Source organism: Fimbriimonadales bacterium, assembly GCA_035559795.1.
Taxonomy (GTDB): Bacteria; Armatimonadota; Fimbriimonadia; order Fimbriimonadales; family ATM1; genus DATMAR01.
Map to the genome: position 1 here is coordinate 1 of DATMAR010000006.1, position 18,317 is coordinate 18,317.

An 18,317-nucleotide genomic window follows, 5' to 3' on the forward strand; every position below is an offset into this window, starting at 1 on the left:
GACCGCACCCACAGGGAACTCACCGACGAGGACATCAAGAAGATCGCCAACACCTATCACGCCTGGCGCGGAGAGAAGGACGCGGGCGAGTACGCCGACGTGCCCGGCTTTTGCAAGAGCGCGACGCTGGAGGAGATCCGCAAGCAAGGCCACGTGCTCACCCCCGGCCGTTACGTCGGCGCCGCGCCGCAGGAGGACGACGGCGAGCCGTTCGAGGAGAAGATGCAGCGGCTGGTGGCGCAACTGCGCGAACAGCAGGCCGAGGCCGCGAAGCTCGATGCAGCGATCGCCAGGAACCTGAAGGAGTTGGGGTATGGGGGGTGAGTGGCCGAAGGATTGGCGCAGACGACGACTCGGCGAAGTCGCCGATGTCAACTGGGGTGACACCACCACCACGAAGGCCAGTTACACAGAGGTTGGCTTCCCCGCGTTTAGCGCCTCAGGTCCCGACGGATACCTTCCTTATGCAAACTTCAATCGAACCGGCATCGTACTAAGCGCGATCGGTGCTGACTGTGGCAAGACCTGGCTCGCCAAAGGTAAATGGTCATGCATCAAGAACACGATTCGTTTTTGGGCTACCGATCCCGATGTTGACACTGAGTTTCTTTACTGGCTCACGCGCGACCCGTCATTCTGGCCGAAACGTGGTTCGGCACAGCCATTCATATCTCAGGGGGATGCGAGGGCAGTTGAAATCGCATACCCTCCCCTCCCCGAACAGCGCGCCATCGCCCACATCCTCGGCACGCTGGACGACAAGATCGAGCTGAACCGGCGGATGAGCGAGACGCTGGAGGCGATGGCGCGGGCGCTCTTCAAGTCGTGGTTCGTTGACTTCGACCCCGTCCGCGCCAAGATGGAGGGCCGCTGGCGCAAGGGCGAGTCCCTCCCCGGCCTCCCCGCCCACCTCTACGACCTCTTCCCGGACCAGCTCGTGGATTCCGAACTCGGCGAGATTCCGGAGGGGTGGAGGGTGGCATCCCTTCCCGATCTAATCGAGATCAACCCACCGCGTCCGTTACGCAAAGGCGAGATTGCGCCTTACTTGGACATGGCTAACATGCCAACTCGCGGACATGCGCCTGATGAAGTTGTGGACCGCTCTTTCGGCTCCGGAATGCGATTCATCAATGGCGACACTCTCGTGGCGCGGATCACGCCATGTCTGGAAAACGGCAAGACGGCATTTGTCGACTTCCTCCGGGACGGACAGGTTGGCTGGGGCTCGACCGAGTACATTGTGTTGTGCCCAAAACCTCCGTTGCCTGAGGAGTTCGCCTACTGTCTGGCTCGAAGCGATGCGTTCCGTGAATTCGCTATCCAGAGCATGACAGGAACCAGCGGTCGGCAACGCGTGCAGGCCGATTCGCTTGAGCACTTTCGGTTGCCGCGAGTCCCGGCGCCGCTCGCAGAAGCGTTTGGCCGTGCGATCAAACCCCTGTTCGTGCGGTCATCCGCCGCTGTGCGCGAATCCCGCACACTCGCCGCCCTGCGCGATGCGCTCTTGCCCAAGCTCATCCGCGGGGAGATACGGGTGAAGGATGCGGAAGGGTTTTTGGAAAGGACGGACATATGACGAAGTCACAAGGTTTCTCGGTACGCATCTTTATGCCCTCAGGAGATCCGGAAGGACTGCGCATTGTTGAAAAGTCGAATTGGACTGGGCAGGGAATCGTCTTTCCCCGCTCACTCTTCACCGAGGCGCGGACGCGGCCGGAGCTCAAGCGCACTGGCGTCTATGTGCTGTGGGGTCCGGCCGAATCGGGCGGGCTGCCGCTGGTTTATGTGGGGGAAGGGGATGTTGTGCTGCCACGGTTGGAACAGCATTTCAAGCAGAAGGACTTTTGGACGCACGCGGCCGTGTTCACGAGCAAGGACCATAACCTGAACAAGGCGCATGTCCAATACCTCGAAGCACGGTTAATCTCTCTCGCCAGCGAAGCCAAGCGCGCGGAGCTGGACAACGCCACCGTTCCGCAGTTGCCCGCGTTGTCGGAGGCCGACGCAGCCGATGCGGAGGCATTCCTCAACGACCTGTTACTGTGTCTGCCGGTTGTGGGCGTGAGTCTGTTCGAGAAGGCCAAAGCCGGCACGACAAAGGCGGGGGATCTGTTCCTGAAGGCCAAGGGGATTGACGCGCGCGGCGTGGATAGTCCCGAAGGCTTCGTCGTCCGCGCTGGATCGCAGGCAGTCAAGGACGAAGTGCCATCCATCCATGCCTACCTCACTGAACTGAGGAAGTCCTTGCTTGTGCAGGGAGTCCTGAAAGAGGCGGACGCTTGCTACGTGTTTACCCAGGATTACACCTTCGATTCGCCGTCTACGGCTGCGGGCGTAATCCTCGGGCGGTCGGCGAATGGCAGGGTAGAGTGGAAAGATTCCAAAGGTCACACGCTCAAAGAGATCCAAGAGGCAGAGGTCAGCGGGCCATGAGCACCTTTACCGAATCCACCGTCGAATCCGACGCCCTCGCCTGCCTGAAGGCCACTGGCTGGCTGATCGCCCAAGGATCGGGCACCTCGTCTGGCGGCGTTACATTCACAGAAACCTTTCCCCAGAAACAACGGTGGTTATGAGATACGATCCGCAAAAACACCACCGCCGCAGTATCCGCCTGAAGGGATACGATTATTCCCAGCCGGGGGCATATTTTGTCACCATCGTTTCACAAGATCGGGAATGTTTGTTTGGGGATGTGGTGGATGGCGAAATGCGGATGAATGACGCAGGGCGTATGGTGCAAAAATGGTGGGCAGAATTGAATCGTAAATTTCCGGTCGTTCAAACGGATGAATACATTGTTATGCCCAACCATTTCCATGGAATTATCGCGATTGTGAACGAACCCGTAGGGGCGGACCTACGTGTCCGCCCCAATGAAACGGGCGCACATCGTGGCCAATTGGGCGCACATCATGATCAATTGGGCGCACACATAGGTGCGCCCCTACCGAAAATTGTTCAATGGTTCAAAACCATGACGACCAATGAATACATCCGTCATGTCAAAAACGATGGTTGGCCGACGTATCGCGGACGGTTGTGGCAACGCAATTATTACGAACACATCATCCGCAACGAAAAATCCTTGAATCGCATCCGGGAATACATCATCAACAATCCCTTGCAATGGGAATTGGACCGGGAAAATCCAAATGTACGGGAAACCATGGAGGCACCGGACATAGGGCGACCACGTGGGGTCGCCCCAACAGGAAATGAACCATGGCGCATCTGACCGAATCCGTCGTTGAACAGGCCGCCCTCGCGTGGCTGGAAGCCACCGGCTGGCAAATCGCACATGGGCCTGACATCGCGCCGGACACGCTCCTGGCCGAACGGCGCGACTACGGCGAGGTGGTGCTTGGTGCAAGGCTGCGCGATGCGCTCACACGCCTGAACCCTGATCTGCCCGCCGAGGCACTGGAGGATGCTTTCCGCAAGCTCACGCGACCCGAAGGGGCTGACCTGATTCAACGCAACCGGGCCATGCACCGCTTGCTCGTGGATGGCGTCACCGTCGAGTACCGCACCGCCGACGGCGCCATTCGCGGGGCGCAGGCGCGCGTTATCGACTTCGAGAACCCCGACAACAACGACTGGCTGGCGGTCAATCAGTTCGCCGTGGTGGAAAACAAGCACAGTCGCCGACCCGACGTGGTGCTGTTCGTCAACGGCCTCCCGCTTGCGGTCGTAGAACTCAAGAACGCGGCCGATGAGAACGCCACGATCTGGACGGCGTTCCAGCAGCTTCAGACCTACCAGACCGAGATCCCCTCGCTGTTCGCAACCAACGAAGTGCTGGTCATCTCCGACGGAGTCGAGGCACGCGTCGGCGTCATCGGCGCCGGCAGGGAATGGTTCAAACCCTGGCGCACGATCGCCGGCGATGCGCTCGCTCCCGACACGATGCCGCAGTTGCAGGTGGTGATCGAAGGATTGTTCGACAAGCGGCGGCTTCTCGATCTGGTGCGCGACTTCATCGTCTTCGAGGACGACGGCAGCGGGCGCCTCATCAAGAAAATGGCCGGCTACCACCAGTTTCACGCCGTGCGCGTGGCCGTGGCCGAGACGCTGCGCGCGGCGGAGCTACACTGCGTTGTACAGGAGCCGAAAGGTTACGAAGCGAGCCGCAAACCGGGCGGAGATCGGGGCGACCGGCGCATCGGGGTTGTCTGGCATACCCAAGGCTCGGGCAAGAGCCTCACGATGGCTTTCTACGCGGGACGCATCATCCGGGAGCCGGCGATGGAGAACCCGACGCTGGTCGTCCTCACCGACCGCAATGACCTCGACGACCAGCTCTTTGGCACGTTCTCGCGCTGCCAGGACCTCCTACGCCAGCCACCCGTACAGGCCCAGAGCCGCGCGCACCTGCGTGAACTGCTCTTGGTGCAGGCGGGCGGGGTAGTGTTCACCACCATCCAGAAGTTTTTTCCCGAAGAGAAAGGCGACCGGCATCCCGTGCTTTCGCAGCGACGGAACATTGTCGTCATCGCCGACGAAGCCCATCGCAGCCAGTACGACTTCATCGACGGCTTCGCGCGCCACATGCGCGACGCATTGCCCCATGCCTCGTTCATCGGCTTCACGGGCACGCCCATCGAGAGGGCCGATGCGAACACGCGTGCGGTCTTTGGCGACTACATCTCGATCTATGACATCCAGCGCGCCGTCGAGGATGGCGCAACTGTGCCCATCTATTACGAAAGCCGATTGGCCAAGCTCGATTTGCCGGAAGAACTCAAGCCGAAGATTGATGAGGAGTTCGAGGAGGTTACGGAAGGTGAAGAGGTCGAGCGCAAAGAAAAGCTCAAGACCAAGTGGGCGCAACTCGAAGCCATCGTCGGTGCCGAGAAGCGCCTGAGACTCATCGCCCAGGACATCGTCGAGCACTTCGAGCGGCGGCTGGAAGCCATGGACGGTAAGGCAATGATCGTCTGCATGAGTCGGCGCATCTGCGTTGAGCTTTATCGCGAGATCGTGAAGCTGCGGCCCAAATGGCACGGCGACACCGATGAGCAGGGCGAGATCAAGGTCGTGATGACCGGCTCGGCCGACGATCCTGTTGAGTGGCAGGCCCACATTCGCGACAAGCGCCGTCGCGAGCAACTGGCCAACCGATTCCGCGACCCCAACGATCCATTCCGCATCGTTATCGTGCGAGACATGTGGCTCACCGGTTTCGATGCACCGAGCCTGCACACCATGTACATCGACAAGCCAATGCGCGGCCACGGCTTGATGCAGGCGATTGCGCGCGTCAACCGCGTCTTCCGTGACAAACCTGGCGGACTCGTGGTGGACTACTTAGGGCTCGCCCACGAGCTGAAAGCGGCACTTGCCACCTACACCGAAAGCGGAGGCACGGGGGAAACGGCGATAAATCAGAACGAAGCGGTTACCCTCATGCAAGAAAAGTACGAGGTGTGTTGCGCCCTCTTCCATGGCTTCGACCACTCGAAATGGACGACAGGCACACCGCAGGAACGCCTCGCGCTGCTTCCGGCCGCGCAAGAGCACGTCCTCGCCCAGGAAAATGGCAAGGATCGCTATATCCGCGCGGTACGCGAGTTGTCACAGGCTTTCGCGCTTGCCGTGCCGCATGAAGAAGCGTTGCGAATCCGCGATGACGTAGCCTTCTTTCAGGCCGTGGGGACGAGCCTCGCCAAGCGGGCACCTGGAGAGCCAAGGCCTGAAGAAGAGTTAGACCACGCGGTTCGGCAAATCATCTCGCGAGCCGTGGCGCCGGAGGGCGTCTTAGACATCTTCGCTGCCGCGGGCCTGAAGAAGCCCGACATCTCGATCCTCTCCGATGAGTTCTTGGCAGAAGTTCGCAAGATGCCGCAAAAGAACCTCGCCGTGGAGCTTCTCCAGAAGCTCCTCAAGGGAGAGATTAGAACCCGGCGTCGCAAAAACGTCGTCCAGGCGCGCTCGTTCGCTGAGATGCTGGAACAGACCATCCGCCGCTATCAGAATCGTGCGATTGAGGCAGCGCAGGTGATCGAGGAACTCATTGCCCTGGCACGCGACATGCGGGAGGCCAACGCTCGCGGCGAGAAACTGAATCTGAGCGAAGAGGAGCTGGCGTTCTACGATGCGCTGGAGACAAACGACAGCGCAGTAAAAGTACTCGGCGACGAGACGCTCCGGACCATCGCACGCGAGCTGGTTACTGCCGTCCGCAACAACGTCACGATCGACTGGACTCTACGCGAAAACGTGCGAGCGCAACTGAGAGTGCTAATTAAGCGCATATTACGGAAGTATGGGTACCCACCCGACAAGCAGGAGAAGGCGACCCAGACTGTGTTAGAGCAGGCGGAGGTTCTGTCCGAGGAGTGGGCTACAGGCTAAGAAATACAGCGGGAGCTGTTTTACAAGAGATGCCTTCGTGATTGGGGGGGGATGTAACTTTTGTGGTTGCACATCATCTGCGTTGCCATATATTGCGTTGCGATGAATAAGGTTCGTAAGGGGAAGGTTTGAGGGGCGATTGGGTTTGTTCAATTCGAATGGGTTGAATTTTCGGAAAGGGTTGAATTCGGGAAGTCGTGCGAGAATTTTGCGCACGGGGGAAATAATGAGCAGAAAGCCCGGGAAAAAAATCGTGCGGCGAAAGCGCTGCGAAGGTTTTTCGAAAAAGTAGCGCCGGGGGTTAATTCGTGAAATCCTTCACAATCGGAGGGACTTTAAAGATAGAATCTTTGAAGTTTAGATGGCAGAAGCCGACACTCAACAGCAACTCGTCAAGATTTGGATAAACGATATCCCTTTAGAAGTACCTAAGGGGGAGTTGATCGTAGAGGCGGTGAAGAGGTTGGGGCTGCAGATTCCGATTTTTTGTTATCACAAGAGGCTCGAACCGGTCGGAATGTGCAGGATGTGTCTGGTCGAGGCGGGGTTTCGACAGCAGGATGGCTCGACACGTATTCTTCCCAAGCCGCAAACTGGTTGCACCCTCCGAGCACAAGAGAACTTAGTGGTTTATACAGACACGGAGCGGGTTCGAGAGGATAGAAAAGGGGTTCTGGAGTTTTTGCTCATCAATCACCCTTTGGATTGCCCGATATGCGATAGGGGCGGAGAATGTCCCTTGCAAAACAACACGCTGTTTTACGGACCTTCAACGAGCCGTTTCATCGAAGAGAAGCGCCATTTACCGAAGGCTTTTCCTTTGAGTCGTTACGTTACTTTGGATTTAGAGAGGTGCATTCAATGCGGAAGGTGCGTTCGGTTCACGGAGGAGATTTCGGGTGATTCAGAATTGGCGTTTTTCTTCCGCGGTGCTGAGATGCAGCCTTTGACTTACGAACTGACAGAATTCGAATCGAAATTCAGCGGAAACACCATCGAGATATGCCCGGTGGGAGCATTGACTTCGTCGCAATATCGTTTTCGCGCCAGACCTTGGGATTTAGAGACGAAGCCAGCGATTTGTCTCGAATGCTCGAACGGATGCAATACGTGGTTCGATTATCGAATCGGTAAGGTGGCGCGCATCAATGGACGAACGAACGAGGCGGTGAACGAAGAGTGGACATGCGACAAAGGAAAGTTCGGTCATGATTATTTGAATACACCTACTCGTTTGACGTCCCCACTCGTGCGAGAAGACGGAAATCTTCGAGAGGTGAGTTGGGGAAAAGCGTACGAGGCGTTGATCCCGTATTTCGAGAAGGGGGGGGAAAAGGTAGCGGGGCTTACTTCGGGCAGATTGAGCAACGAAGATTATTACTTATTCCGGAAGATTTTTAGAGAGCATTTTCGATCCGAAAATTTCGACCACCGTTGGCATCGTTATTTGCCGAAATACGAAAACACACCGGAAAGAAGGCACAATTTGCTGACTTCGCAAATGTCCATCGAGGTATACGAACGAGAGCCGGTCATCTTTATTTTCGGGAAGGATTTGGCGGACGAACAGCCGATTCTTTATTTGCGGGTGCGGAAGGCGTGGTTAAGGAGGGGGGCGAAGATCATCGTTGCGAGTCATGAAAGAACATACGCTGACCGATTCGCCGATGTAGTTTTGCATTTTCGCCCCGGGACGGAGATGGCATTGTTGGCTGGGTTGACGAATTTGCTTTTGGACGGGGGGGCACATACGGAATTGAAAAACGTCGTGAGTCCCTTCACGTTAGAGGAAACGGAGCGAATCACGGGGATTCCGCAAAGAGAAATTTTGCGCGCGGCAGAGATCCTGCGCAGTGGTTTCGCAATGGTTGCCAGTCGCTCGCTTTATGATTTGGTGAATGGCGAGGATATAGTTTCAGCATTAGCAAACTTAGCGATTGCTGGAAAGAGTGCAGAAAAGTTCAATCTTTATGCAACGGAAGGGAATGAACAAGGAGCACTGGAAATCGGAATCTTTCCTCGTGAGAACGGGATGAATACACGTGAAATTTTAGAAGCGTGTGCGGAGGGGAGAATTCGAGCGCTTTGGCTCGTACAGTGCGACCCATTCAAATTATGGAAAGACACGGAATTGGTGCAAAAGGCATTAGAGAATGTTCCGTTTTTAGTCGTTCAAGATATCGAGCAAACAGAGGCGTTTTATTTTGCGAGTGTCGTGTTGCCAGCGTGCGCATTTTGTGAGCGCGACGGAAGTTATACGAATATGGAAAGGCGCGTACAGCGTGTACGGCAAATCATGGAGCCGAAGGGGCATGCCAAGCCGCATTGGAAAATCTTCAGCGAGATATCTTTGCGAATTCAGCCGCACGTTCCACCATTTCAATCCGCGGAAGTGATGAGCAAGATGGGTGAAGAGATCGCTGTATTTCGTGCGTCTCGATATTCGCAATTGGAAGGCGAAGGCGTGCGCTTGCCGCAAGAGGGTCTGGGAACTCCTCGAGTCTTTATTCCTTCGTATCGAGTGTTGGAGGACGTGCGAGCGTGATCAACATCGAAAGCGAATTGTTTTGGGCTATTTTGAGAGTTTTGATTGTGGTGGGCTTCGTTCTCATCTCAGTCCCCCCCATCATTTGGTGGGAGAGGAGATTATTGGGATGGATGCAAGACCGAATCGGGCCGAACCGTGTAGGACCATTCGGTTTTTTGCAACCGATAGCGGACGGTGTGAAACTTTTGTTCAAAGAGGATTTCACTCCTCGCGATGTAGACCGGTTGATGTATTTTCTTTCCCCTGCGATTGCTCTTTTGCCTGCGTTTGTGATTGGAGCGACGATTCCTTGGAGCCCGAATCCTCGTTTGACTCCGATTGCCGATGTGGATGTGGGGGTTTTATGGGTTTTGGCAGTTTCTTCTTTGGGGGTTTACGGTATTGTTTTGGGGGGGTGGGCGTCGAACAATAAATATTCTCTGTTGGGGGGGCTCAGAAGTGCTGCACAACTCGTGAGTTACGAATTGCCGATGGGTGTCGCTCTGTACAGTGTTTTATTACCGAGCGGGACTCTTAGGCTTACAGAAGTAGTTTCCAAACAGCATGAGGCTCTTTGGGGGCGATTCGAGTGGTTTCAGAATTGGTTTATTTTGACTCCTTTCGGGTTGATTTCTGCGGCGATTTTTCTCATCTGCATGGTTGCCGAGACGAACCGCGCGCCTTTCGATTTGCCAGAAGCGGAATCGGAGTTGATTGCGGGTTATCACACGGAATACAGTTCCATGAAGTTCGCTGTGTTTTTCATGGGTGAATACGCAGCGATGGTTGCATTCAGTGGGCTTTTTGCCGTTTTGTATTTGGGGGGGTGGAGTTTGGCTCCTTTCAACTGGGAGCACCTTGCGGCAGTTTCGCGGGATGCGGGGTTGGGATGGTTAGGTGGGGTACTGACTTTCATCAACGGTCCATGGATGGCGCCTGTTTGGTTTGTAGGAAAGATTTTCGGTGGACTCACTTTTTATATTTGGCTTCGAGCGACTCTACCCAGGTTGCGTTATGACCAACTGATGAATTTTTGTTGGAAGTATTTGCTTCCTGCAGCAGCGGCGAATTTCGTTTTGGTCGCTATCGGCATGCTTTACGGATGGCTCGTTTATGCGTTTTTCCTCGCGATACTCTTGGTGATGTATTTGATTTTCGTTGTTGTGTATTATCTTCCGCGCGCTAAGAAGCCGACGATCGAACTCATGAAGATTCCTGCGAATACTTCGCGTGTAATCGAAATCGAAAGGAGCAGGCAATGAATTGGGGTTTGGGTTTATTTTTGGTGTTTGCTGTGATAGGTGTAGTTTCGTCTGTTGCGGTTATTGCGACGCAGCATGTCGTTCGTGCCGCGCTTGCGCTCGTTCTTAATTTTTTGGCATTGGCGGGATTGTATTTTCTGATGAGTCTCGATATTTTGGGCATCAGTCAAGTGCTCGTATATACGGGCTTGATTATGATGCTGTTTTTATTTTGTATTTTGCTTTTGAATTTGAGCGCTCCTGAAATGCTTCAAGAAAAAAGCGGGATCAAATGGTTTTTTGCAGTCGTGTTCGCAGCGGGATTAGTGGCAGTGGTGACATCGCAGGCAATCGCACCGCTTGCACTCGCTGAACAGCCGACCGCTCCCGACGATTTCGGTAAGGCGAAAGTCGTCGGCACATATCTCTTCAATCATTGGGTTTACGGTTTCGAAATTTGCAGTATTTTGCTTTTGATCGGAATCGTAGGTTCTATTCTCTTAGCGAAAAGGAGATAAAAGGATGTTAGGTGTACCGCTTGCAGGATTTCTCGGTCTCAGTGCGGTGATGTTCGCAATGGGTGTTTTGGGAGTTTTATTGAAGCGCAATCCTATCGTGATCTTCATGTGTATCGAGCTTATGCTCAATGCGGCGAACCTCGTTTTTTTGGCTTTCGCTCGATACCATTCGACTCCGTTGAGTTCGACCATTCCAACGATGCACACTTTTATGAATGGACAGATGGCAGTGATCTTTGTGATGGCAGTGGCAGCAGCAGAAGTTGCAATCGGTTTGGGAATCATCATGGCAATTTTCCGAATCCGTGAAGATGTGGATATAGACCAGATGAACATTTTGAGAGGATAAGAGAAGTTCATGACTTTGAATAATCCTGGTATGCCGAGTGAATTCCATTTGGTATGGGTAGTCGTTTTGCTTCCTTTGGCTGGGTTTTTGTTTCAGGCTTTGTTCGGAAAGGCAATCGAACGAGCGTGGGGAAAAGAAAAAGGGCGGATGGTATTGGGATGGATAGGCGTTTTGCCCGTTGCGTTAGCATTTATCGTAAGCGTTTATCTGTTTTTCTTATTGCGTTCACTGCCAGAAGAGGAGCGACTTGTTATCAGTACGTGGTTCGATTGGTTGAACCTTCAAAGTTTGAGAATTCCTTACGAACTTCGTATAGATGTTCTTTCTTTGACGATGGCGCTTATCGTTACCGGTGTGGGATTTTTAATACACTGGTATGCAACGGGATACATGGGGGAAGACCGCGATTATCCTCGCTTTTTCACTTATTTTAATTTGTTCATCGTTTTCATGCTCACTTTAGTGCTGGCGAACAACCTTCTTTTGTTGTTTATCGGATGGGAGGGTGTCGGGCTTTGTTCTTATTTGTTGATCGGATATTGGTACGAAGATATCGAAAACGCTAAGGCGGCGAATAAAGCATTTATCGTTAATCGCATCGGAGATTGGGGGATGACGCTCGGAATATTTCTCATTGCGGTAGTTTTTGCATCGAATCAAGGAGTTTTAGGTCCTAATGAAACGCGCTACCTCAGTTTCGATGTAATTCTGCCGAAAGCGCAGGAGGTTTTGTTCGGTTACAGTTCTTGGATTGCGTTCGGGATTCCGATTTTGTTGTTCGTAGGGGCGATGGGGAAATCCGCGCAATTTCCTTTGTATTTATGGTTGCCGGATGCGATGGCGGGTCCGACACCTGTTTCCGCCTTGATTCATGCGGCGACGATGGTGACTGCGGGTGTGTATCTCGTGGCGCGATGTCATGTCTTTTTCGAATTGGCTCCTTATTCCATGATGGTGGTGGCTTGCGTCGGTGCATTTACTGCGATTTTTGCCGCTACGATAGCATTCGGTCAGACGGATATCAAGCGTGTTCTCGCATTTTCCACCGTTTCCCAATTAGGATATATGTTTTTAGGAACCGGGGTGGGGGCTTTTTCGGCTGGAATGTTTCATCTGACAACCCATGCGTTTTTTAAAGCGCTGCTGTTTTTAGGCTCAGGCGCAGTCATTCTCGCGATGGCGCATAACCAAGACATGCGTAATTACGGAAATCTTTGGAAATATCTTCCGATTACGTTTTTTACGATGATGATGGGATGGCTTGCGATCTCAGGAGTTCCAATTTGGGCAGGGTTCTTCAGCAAAGACGAGATTTTAGGAAAGGTTTATGCGAGCAGCACTTGGTGGGGGGGAATCGTGGAGTTGCCGCTCGTGCAGATTTGCTATTGGATTGGTTTGATTACCGCGGTTCTCACTGCTGGGTACATGACTCGTTTATTTATGCTGACCTTTTTGGGAGGGGAGGAGCGCTGGAGGAAACTTAAACCGGAAAGTGAGCATGCCGAAGTCGCGGAACACCACGAGTCTGTTCAATCGGGGAGGCATCACGTGGGATCGGCGATGGGACACCCCGAGAAAGAGTCCGACTTTTATCTTTCGGACGAGGAGATTCTTCGACGGGAAAGGGAAGAGCACGAAGAGCATCCTATCCTTTCCCCGAACCATACACCGAAAGAAGTAGGTTCTTCTATGACGATTCCGCTCATCGTTTTAGCAGCGCTCTCTCTATTAGGGGGGGCGGTGCTTTCGGGTCTACACCCGCTTAGCGAGGTAATCGGGTTGCATATTCCGAATTATTTCGAGGAGTGGCTTGCTCCCATTGCGGAGGCATCCGTTTTACCGAGCGAAGAAATGTTTCGTACAGCACATACGACCGAAATTTTGTTGATTCTCGCATCGGTTCTCGCAGCACTATTGGGAATCGCTTATCACTGGCGGCGATACCGAAATGGGCTTCCTTCCGACGAAAGAGAGTTGCGCGGATGGCGGTATCTCGCTCAGAAACAATGGCTTTACGACCCAATCATGATGAAGTTTTTCGTTCATCATCTCGGCAGATTCGCCGAGGGGTTTTATCGTTGGTTCGATGTGGGAGTTATCGACACGGTTTTCGTGAATGGTTCGGCTTGGGTCGTAGGGATTTTCGGAAGGGTGTTGCGGCGACTTCAAACCGGGTATGCGCGCGCTTACGCTATGGCTATGCTCGTGGGGGGGGTCATTTTGCTCACGTATATTTGGTGGTATCTCACCGAGGTGTTTTCTAAGGGGAAATAAATGCCAGAAAAACACACTTTCGGAATCTTGAGCCTTACGATATGGTTACCCACTTTAGGCGCTTTACTTTTGGGGTTCATTCCGAGGTCTTATGTGCATTGGCATCGTTATATCGCGCTCATTTTCACACTTGCAACGTTCGCAGTTTCGTTGAGTTTATATTTTCTTTTCAGCGCTAATACCTTCCATTTCCAATTCGTCGAGAGCATTCCTTGGATTCCTCAGTTAGGGATTCAATATAAACTCGGCATCGATGGAATCAGCCTTTGGCTCGTTCTCTTAACGACGTTTATTACCGTGATTGCGGTTTGGTTCAGTTTTTATGTCGGTGAACGAGCGAAAGAGTTCATGATGTTCATGCTGATATTAGAGACAGCGTTATTAGGTGTGTTTTCTGCTCTCGATTTGGCGCTTTTTTATATTTTCTTCGAAGCGACGCTGATTCCCATGTATTTTCTCATCGCAATTTGGGGAAGTGAGCAAAAGCGCGCATACGCGGCAATCAAATTTTTCTTGTTCACTTTTTTGGGTTCGATTTTCATGCTCGTTGCGATTATTTATTTGTGTTTTGTCGTCGCATCTGCAGAATTCGGTCGCTATAGTTTCGATTTATTAGAATTGCAAGCGCTCGCATCTCGAGGGGAATTGGTTTCCGGTACAGTTGCGATGTGGGTTTTTGCAGCGTTCGCAGTTTCGTTCGCCGTAAAAGTGCCTTTCTTTCCATTGCACACTTGGTTGCCTGATGCGCATACCGAAGCGCCCACAGCGGGTTCTATTATCTTGGCGGCGATTATGTTGAAAATGGGAACGTACGGGTTTTTGAGATTTTGCTTCCCTCTATTTCCCGAAGCGAGTTTGCAAGCGGCTCCGTTTATGATGGGGCTGGCGCTCGTCGGAATTTTATACGGCGCGGTGATGGCTGCCGTTCAACCCGATTGGAAGCGTCTCGTTGCGTATTCTTCCGTGAGCCACCTCGGATTCGTGATGCTCGGAGCGTTCGCTTTGAATCACAACGGTCTTACGGGAAGCATTTTGCAAAGTTTGAATCACGGGGTTTCGACCGGAGCGTTGTTTTTGTTGGTGGGGATGATTTACGAACGGCGTCATACGAGATTATTTAGCGAATACGGGGGACTGAAACGACAAATGCCGATGTTCGCAACATTGTTTTTGATTATCATGTTGAGTTCGGTGGGGCTTCCTTCGATGAACGGATTTATCGGCGAATTTTTGTGTTTGCTCGGTGCTTTCGAAGCAGGGATGGAGGGAACGGTCGGAATCTCTATGGTGATTCCCGTTCTCGCTGCTGGGGGGGTGGTCTTGGCTGCGGTTTATTTGCTTTGGATGTTCCAGAAGGCATTTTACGGAAAATGTGAGAACGCTGAAAATCGAAGATTGCGAGACATCAAACCTTGGGAGCAGTTTCTCGGGTGGTCATTGGTTCTTTTCGTGTTCTGGGTTGGACTTTATCCGACGACATTTACTTCGAAAATGGAGGCGAGTGTTAACGCATTGCGTCATCAAACTCTTTTACCAGCTGGGAAGAGACCCGTATGGTCGGATATGAATGTGGACATCAATTCGCGCGGAGATGTTGTGGAAGTACTGCGAAGAACTCAGCAAGGGGAATGGACAGAGGGGCGCGTTCTCGTACCCGCGAATCACCACGCCCAGCGTAGTATGGGGTGGGTGAAGGGCGAAGATTCGCAAACATTGGCGAGGGGAAAATGAATTCTCGAGAACGACTCGTAGCGGCATCGAGGGGGGGGAGTGTAGATCATGCGCCGTGGTTCGGCTATTGCGAAAATGCAGAGAAAGAAACCTTGTCGCGATTCGCGAGGAAGTGGGCTCCGGATGTTCTCGTCGCGAGGAATAGTGCCGACGCGCGAGAATTGTTGGCTGAATTCGGGGCAGACGGTCCTGCAGTGCTCGTGGAAGTATGGAATCCATTCGGTTATGCGAAGGAAGCGGGGGAGGATTTGAGCGAAGCGTTTCGCAACGATCCGAGGGGGGGCGAAGAACTTCTCGAAAGATTCTTTTCCATGACTTGCGCCAAGACCTACGAAGCGCTCGATGTAGGATGCGATGGCATTTTCTATCGATTATTCGGCGCGACTCCTTTCGAAACGACTCCGATGGAATACGGAGGCTTTTTTCTCGAAAAAGATAGAGAGTTGCTGGAAAGTATCGTCGAAGCGCGTTTCAATGTTCTCTCCGTGGAGGGGGGGGAAGGCGTTTATCTGGATTTCGTTCATGACCTCCCCTGTTCCGCCTTGGCTTGGGACGAAAAAGCAAGCAAGATTACTCCGCAAAGAGTGCGAGAAATTCACTCTGGCGCTTTGGCATGTGGATTGGAAGCGGATTACGCACGTCTTTGGGAAGAATTCGGATATACCGGAATCGTATTTTTCGGTCGCGTTGAAAATTTGGATTCTTACGACTTCTCTAAAGTCAAAGAGGCGACATCTCAATTGAGGAGCCCCGTTGTCCATGATTGATACGAAACTCACCCCCGCCCCAATAGATTGGATTGCCTTAGCGCCGATGATTGCCGTGGGAACGACCGGCGTCGTCGCCATGATTCTCGAAATGATGCGTCCACGAAAGACGAACAATCTTATCGTTTCGATTTCGTTAATCGGTCTTGCTTTCGCCGCGGCTCTCGTGCTCGCTTTCTGGAATGTTCCGCCCCGAGAGTCTTTCGGAGCGGTTTATGCGGATGCAAGCGGTCACGAAAAAAACTTCGGGCTTTTCATCCACGACCGCTTTAGTCAACTCGTTCAATTACTGCTCATCGGCGTTTGCTTCTTTACGGTGATGTTCAGCGAAGGATATCTGCGTGAAAAACTAATTCCTTTCGGAGAGTATTATCCTTTGGTGCTTTGGACGACAGTGGGGGGGATGGTAATGGTTACGACGAGAGATTTGATCATCTTGTTTTTGGGATTGGAAACGCTTTCGATTTCTTTGTACATTTTAGCAGGATTATCCTCGAAGGAGAAACGTTCACAAGAATCTGCATTGAAATATTTTTTATTAGGCGCATTTGCCTCGAGTTTTATGTTGTATGGGATTGCGTTGATGTACGGCGGGACGGGAACGACGCATCTTTCGGGAATCACGGAACTTTTTCAAGCGAATCTGGCTGATGCGAATCCGTATCGTCTCGTTTACGCTGGGTTGGGAATGATTCTTGTCGGGTTCGGATTCAAAGCCGCTTTGGTGCCGTTTCATATGTGGACTCCCGATGTGTATCAAGGTGCACCGACTTGCGTGACGGGTTTCATGGCCGCGGGTTCGAAAGTCGCAGCCTACGCGGCTTTGATTCGGTTTTTGGAGGGGGCGATGGCGATGAAAGACGTTTGGATACCCATCCTCATGGCATTTGCAGTTTTGAGCATGACCTTGGGAAATTTAGTCGCCATCGTACAACGCGATGCGAAACGTATTTTGGGGTATTCGAGTATCGCTCACGCAGGATACATTTTAGTTGCAGTAGTCGCATGGGCGAAAGCGTATGATAGACCGGATTTGCAAATCGGTTACGAAACCGTCTTGTACTATCTTCTCACCTATAGTCTTATGACTATCGGTGCTTTCGCCGTTTTGACTTTGAGCGCCAGGGGGGGGAAAGAAGGGACGCTCGTGGATGATTATTATGGAATGTACAGAAGAAGACCTTTCGCAGCGCTTGCAATGGTGGTCTTCATGGTGAATTTAGCCGGCATCCCCCCCTTTGCGGGATTTTTTGCGAAAGTTTTTATTTTCAGCGACGCTTTGGAAACCGGTCTTTTATGGCTGGCACTCGTTTTGGCAGTCAATTCCGTGATTAGCGCTTATTATTATTTGAGAGTCGCCTTCGCAGTGTTCGTTCAAGAGCCGGAATGGAAGCCCACTCGTTTTGCTCCGATGAATCTCGGGCTTTTGCTTACCTGTGGAATTACCGCAGTGTTGCTGCTGGCGATATTGGTTTTCACGAGCCCGATTCTAAGAGAAATCAGCATCGTCTCAGCGAAGATTCTGTAACCTCATCCCCACCACGCGTAGGTCCGAAACGTTCGTCCAAAAGAATACCCGCACCATTCAAGTACTGCATCGTATGAACAAAATAATATACGTAGCAATTGCTACTACAATAATTATTTGCCATATTATTGCCCAGTTATCACTTAGATGATTCCCTCTGCCTGGATATTTTTTCAATAAGCCTTTTGGCTCGAAGATTCTGCATCGCAACCTCGATTCTGCTCCTCAAAAAATTCACGCCCGGTTCTCCCTCATTGTCTAATACTTTCTGAATCATTCTTTCAGAGCCTTCGTCATCGCCGCGGAGTTTCAAAAAGACTGCCGCGGATATATATGGATGTTCCAGGATACCGCTTCCTTGACCGGAAACCCACTTTTCAAGAATCTTTTCTTCCGATGCATTTTCCTCTAACAAGGGAATTCCTTTTTCGCAAAGGACTTTCGCCACTTCCTTCGTAAGAAATTCTACATCAGAATCTGTTCGCAAAGCCCACCAGTTATCTTTTCCGACAAGCCTCTCAGCGAGAATATCCCAACGCTCTAAAGAATTTGTTACCCACAGCCTTTCAATCGTGTCTTTATCTAAAAGAGCCCCCAGACGTTCCGTCCAATGCCCCCCATGAAAAATTCCAGGGTAATATGTATCGCATTCGCCGAGAAGTTTTATCCGGATGCTCAGATTAATCGTAAACAGAATTTCGTTTGGTTGTATAGAACGGTGTGTTTGAAGGGAAACAATTTCGATAACATCGCGTTTTTCACGCTTGTAAGAATTTCCTTTACGCTTGAAGCCACGAGGCTTCAAACAATTTTTCCCTAATTGGTTGAAAATATATAGAATCCCATCTTGAAGCTCTTTTTTCATTCAAAGACCCTCCATACCTGGATAACTACTATTAAGACATTCATAATATCTTTAAGTAATTGCTTACTTCAAACCGTGATTGATTATGCTTTACCTATAGCAGCAGCAATTATTTCTTTAGCCACCCGAGTCTCGAATCCATTATAACCGAAAGCAT

General features: G+C 52.0%; 14 protein-coding genes. 13 read left to right on the top strand and 1 reads right to left on the bottom strand.

Translation table 11 applies throughout. The annotated features are described in order from the left end of the window. The 13 genes from VNK96_04085 to VNK96_04145 all read left to right on the top strand — a co-directional run. Nucleotides 1–324 (top strand): N-6 DNA methylase (locus VNK96_04085; GenBank protein HWP30894.1); only part of this gene is annotated, 324 nt, incomplete at its 5' end. Further along, nucleotides 314–1,579 carry a restriction endonuclease subunit S gene (locus tag VNK96_04090; GenBank protein ID HWP30895.1) on the top strand — a complete coding sequence of 422 codons (1,266 nt, stop codon included), beginning with the start codon at nt 314–316 and terminating at the stop codon, nt 1,577–1,579. The genes VNK96_04085 and VNK96_04090, both read left to right, overlap by 11 nt. Next, on the top strand, nt 1,576–2,436 hold the full coding sequence (locus VNK96_04095) for a GIY-YIG nuclease family protein (protein ID HWP30896.1): 861 nt from the start codon (nt 1,576–1,578) through the stop codon (nt 2,434–2,436). Before VNK96_04090 ends, VNK96_04095 begins: the two co-directional genes overlap by 4 nt. 139 nt (nt 2,437–2,575) lie before the next feature. Next, nucleotides 2,576–3,241, top strand: a complete 666-nt coding sequence (locus VNK96_04100; GenBank protein ID HWP30897.1) for a transposase — start codon at nt 2,576–2,578, stop codon at nt 3,239–3,241. After that, nucleotides 3,229–6,360, top strand: coding sequence for a type I restriction endonuclease subunit R (locus VNK96_04105; GenBank protein HWP30898.1), 3,132 nt, complete (start codon nt 3,229–3,231; stop codon nt 6,358–6,360). The genes VNK96_04100 and VNK96_04105 overlap by 13 nt, the downstream gene beginning before the upstream one ends. A 361-nt stretch (nt 6,361–6,721) precedes the next feature. After that, on the top strand, nt 6,722–8,905 hold the full coding sequence (gene nuoG, locus VNK96_04110; GenBank protein HWP30899.1) for an NADH-quinone oxidoreductase subunit NuoG: 2,184 nt from the start codon (nt 6,722–6,724) through the stop codon (nt 8,903–8,905). Then, nucleotides 8,902–10,149 carry an NADH-quinone oxidoreductase subunit NuoH gene (gene nuoH, locus VNK96_04115; protein ID HWP30900.1) on the top strand — a complete coding sequence of 416 codons (1,248 nt, stop codon included), beginning with the start codon at nt 8,902–8,904 and terminating at the stop codon, nt 10,147–10,149. Before nuoG ends, nuoH begins: the two co-directional genes overlap by 4 nt. Next, nucleotides 10,146–10,646, top strand: a complete 501-nt coding sequence (locus tag VNK96_04120) for an NADH-quinone oxidoreductase subunit J (protein HWP30901.1) — start codon at nt 10,146–10,148, stop codon at nt 10,644–10,646. Before nuoH ends, VNK96_04120 begins: the two co-directional genes overlap by 4 nt. Before the next feature lie 4 nt (nt 10,647–10,650). After that, nucleotides 10,651–10,995 (top strand): NADH-quinone oxidoreductase subunit NuoK, encoded by a 345-nt coding sequence (gene nuoK / locus VNK96_04125; GenBank protein HWP30902.1) that lies wholly within the window; start codon nt 10,651–10,653, stop codon nt 10,993–10,995. 9 nt (nt 10,996–11,004) lie between these two features. Next, nucleotides 11,005–13,269 (top strand): NADH-quinone oxidoreductase subunit L, encoded by a 2,265-nt coding sequence (gene nuoL / locus VNK96_04130; protein ID HWP30903.1) that lies wholly within the window; start codon nt 11,005–11,007, stop codon nt 13,267–13,269. After that, nucleotides 13,270–15,000, top strand: a complete 1,731-nt coding sequence (locus tag VNK96_04135) for an NADH-quinone oxidoreductase subunit M (GenBank protein HWP30904.1) — start codon at nt 13,270–13,272, stop codon at nt 14,998–15,000. It begins immediately after the preceding gene. Then, the gene (locus tag VNK96_04140; GenBank protein HWP30905.1) at nt 14,997–15,767 is read left to right on the top strand and encodes a hypothetical protein; all 771 of its coding nucleotides are present in this window, start codon (nt 14,997–14,999) and stop codon (nt 15,765–15,767) included. Before VNK96_04135 ends, VNK96_04140 begins: the two co-directional genes overlap by 4 nt. Continuing rightward, nucleotides 15,760–17,295 (top strand): NADH-quinone oxidoreductase subunit N, encoded by a 1,536-nt coding sequence (locus tag VNK96_04145; GenBank protein HWP30906.1) that lies wholly within the window; start codon nt 15,760–15,762, stop codon nt 17,293–17,295. The genes VNK96_04140 and VNK96_04145 overlap by 8 nt, the downstream gene beginning before the upstream one ends. Before the next feature lie 139 nt (nt 17,296–17,434). Here VNK96_04145 and VNK96_04150 read toward each other — a convergent pair whose 3' ends face one another. Next, complete coding sequence (locus VNK96_04150) at nt 17,435–18,160, bottom strand: DUF4304 domain-containing protein (protein HWP30907.1); 726 nt, start codon at nt 18,158–18,160, stop codon at nt 17,435–17,437. Nucleotides 18,161–18,317: the final 157 nt, after the last annotated feature.

Bases quoted from the DNA above. Each gene is read 5' to 3' on its own strand.
- nuoL (HWP30903.1), top strand. From the start codon at position 11,005: ATGACTTTGAATAATCCTGGTATGCCGAGTGAATTCCATTTGGTATGG.
- VNK96_04095 (HWP30896.1), top strand. From the start codon at position 1,576: ATGACGAAGTCACAAGGTTTCTCGGTACGCATCTTTATGCCCTCAGGA.
- VNK96_04150 (HWP30907.1), bottom strand. From the start codon at position 18,160: ATGAAAAAAGAGCTTCAAGATGGGATTCTATATATTTTCAACCAATTA.
- VNK96_04090 (HWP30895.1), top strand. From the start codon at position 314: ATGGGGGGTGAGTGGCCGAAGGATTGGCGCAGACGACGACTCGGCGAA.
- nuoG (HWP30899.1), top strand. From the start codon at position 6,722: ATGGCAGAAGCCGACACTCAACAGCAACTCGTCAAGATTTGGATAAAC.
- VNK96_04100 (HWP30897.1), top strand. From the start codon at position 2,576: ATGAGATACGATCCGCAAAAACACCACCGCCGCAGTATCCGCCTGAAG.
- VNK96_04145 (HWP30906.1), top strand. From the start codon at position 15,760: ATGATTGATACGAAACTCACCCCCGCCCCAATAGATTGGATTGCCTTA.
- nuoK (HWP30902.1), top strand. From the start codon at position 10,651: ATGTTAGGTGTACCGCTTGCAGGATTTCTCGGTCTCAGTGCGGTGATG.
- VNK96_04120 (HWP30901.1), top strand. From the start codon at position 10,146: ATGAATTGGGGTTTGGGTTTATTTTTGGTGTTTGCTGTGATAGGTGTA.
- VNK96_04135 (HWP30904.1), top strand. From the start codon at position 13,270: ATGCCAGAAAAACACACTTTCGGAATCTTGAGCCTTACGATATGGTTA.
- VNK96_04140 (HWP30905.1), top strand. From the start codon at position 14,997: ATGAATTCTCGAGAACGACTCGTAGCGGCATCGAGGGGGGGGAGTGTA.
- VNK96_04105 (HWP30898.1), top strand. From the start codon at position 3,229: ATGGCGCATCTGACCGAATCCGTCGTTGAACAGGCCGCCCTCGCGTGG.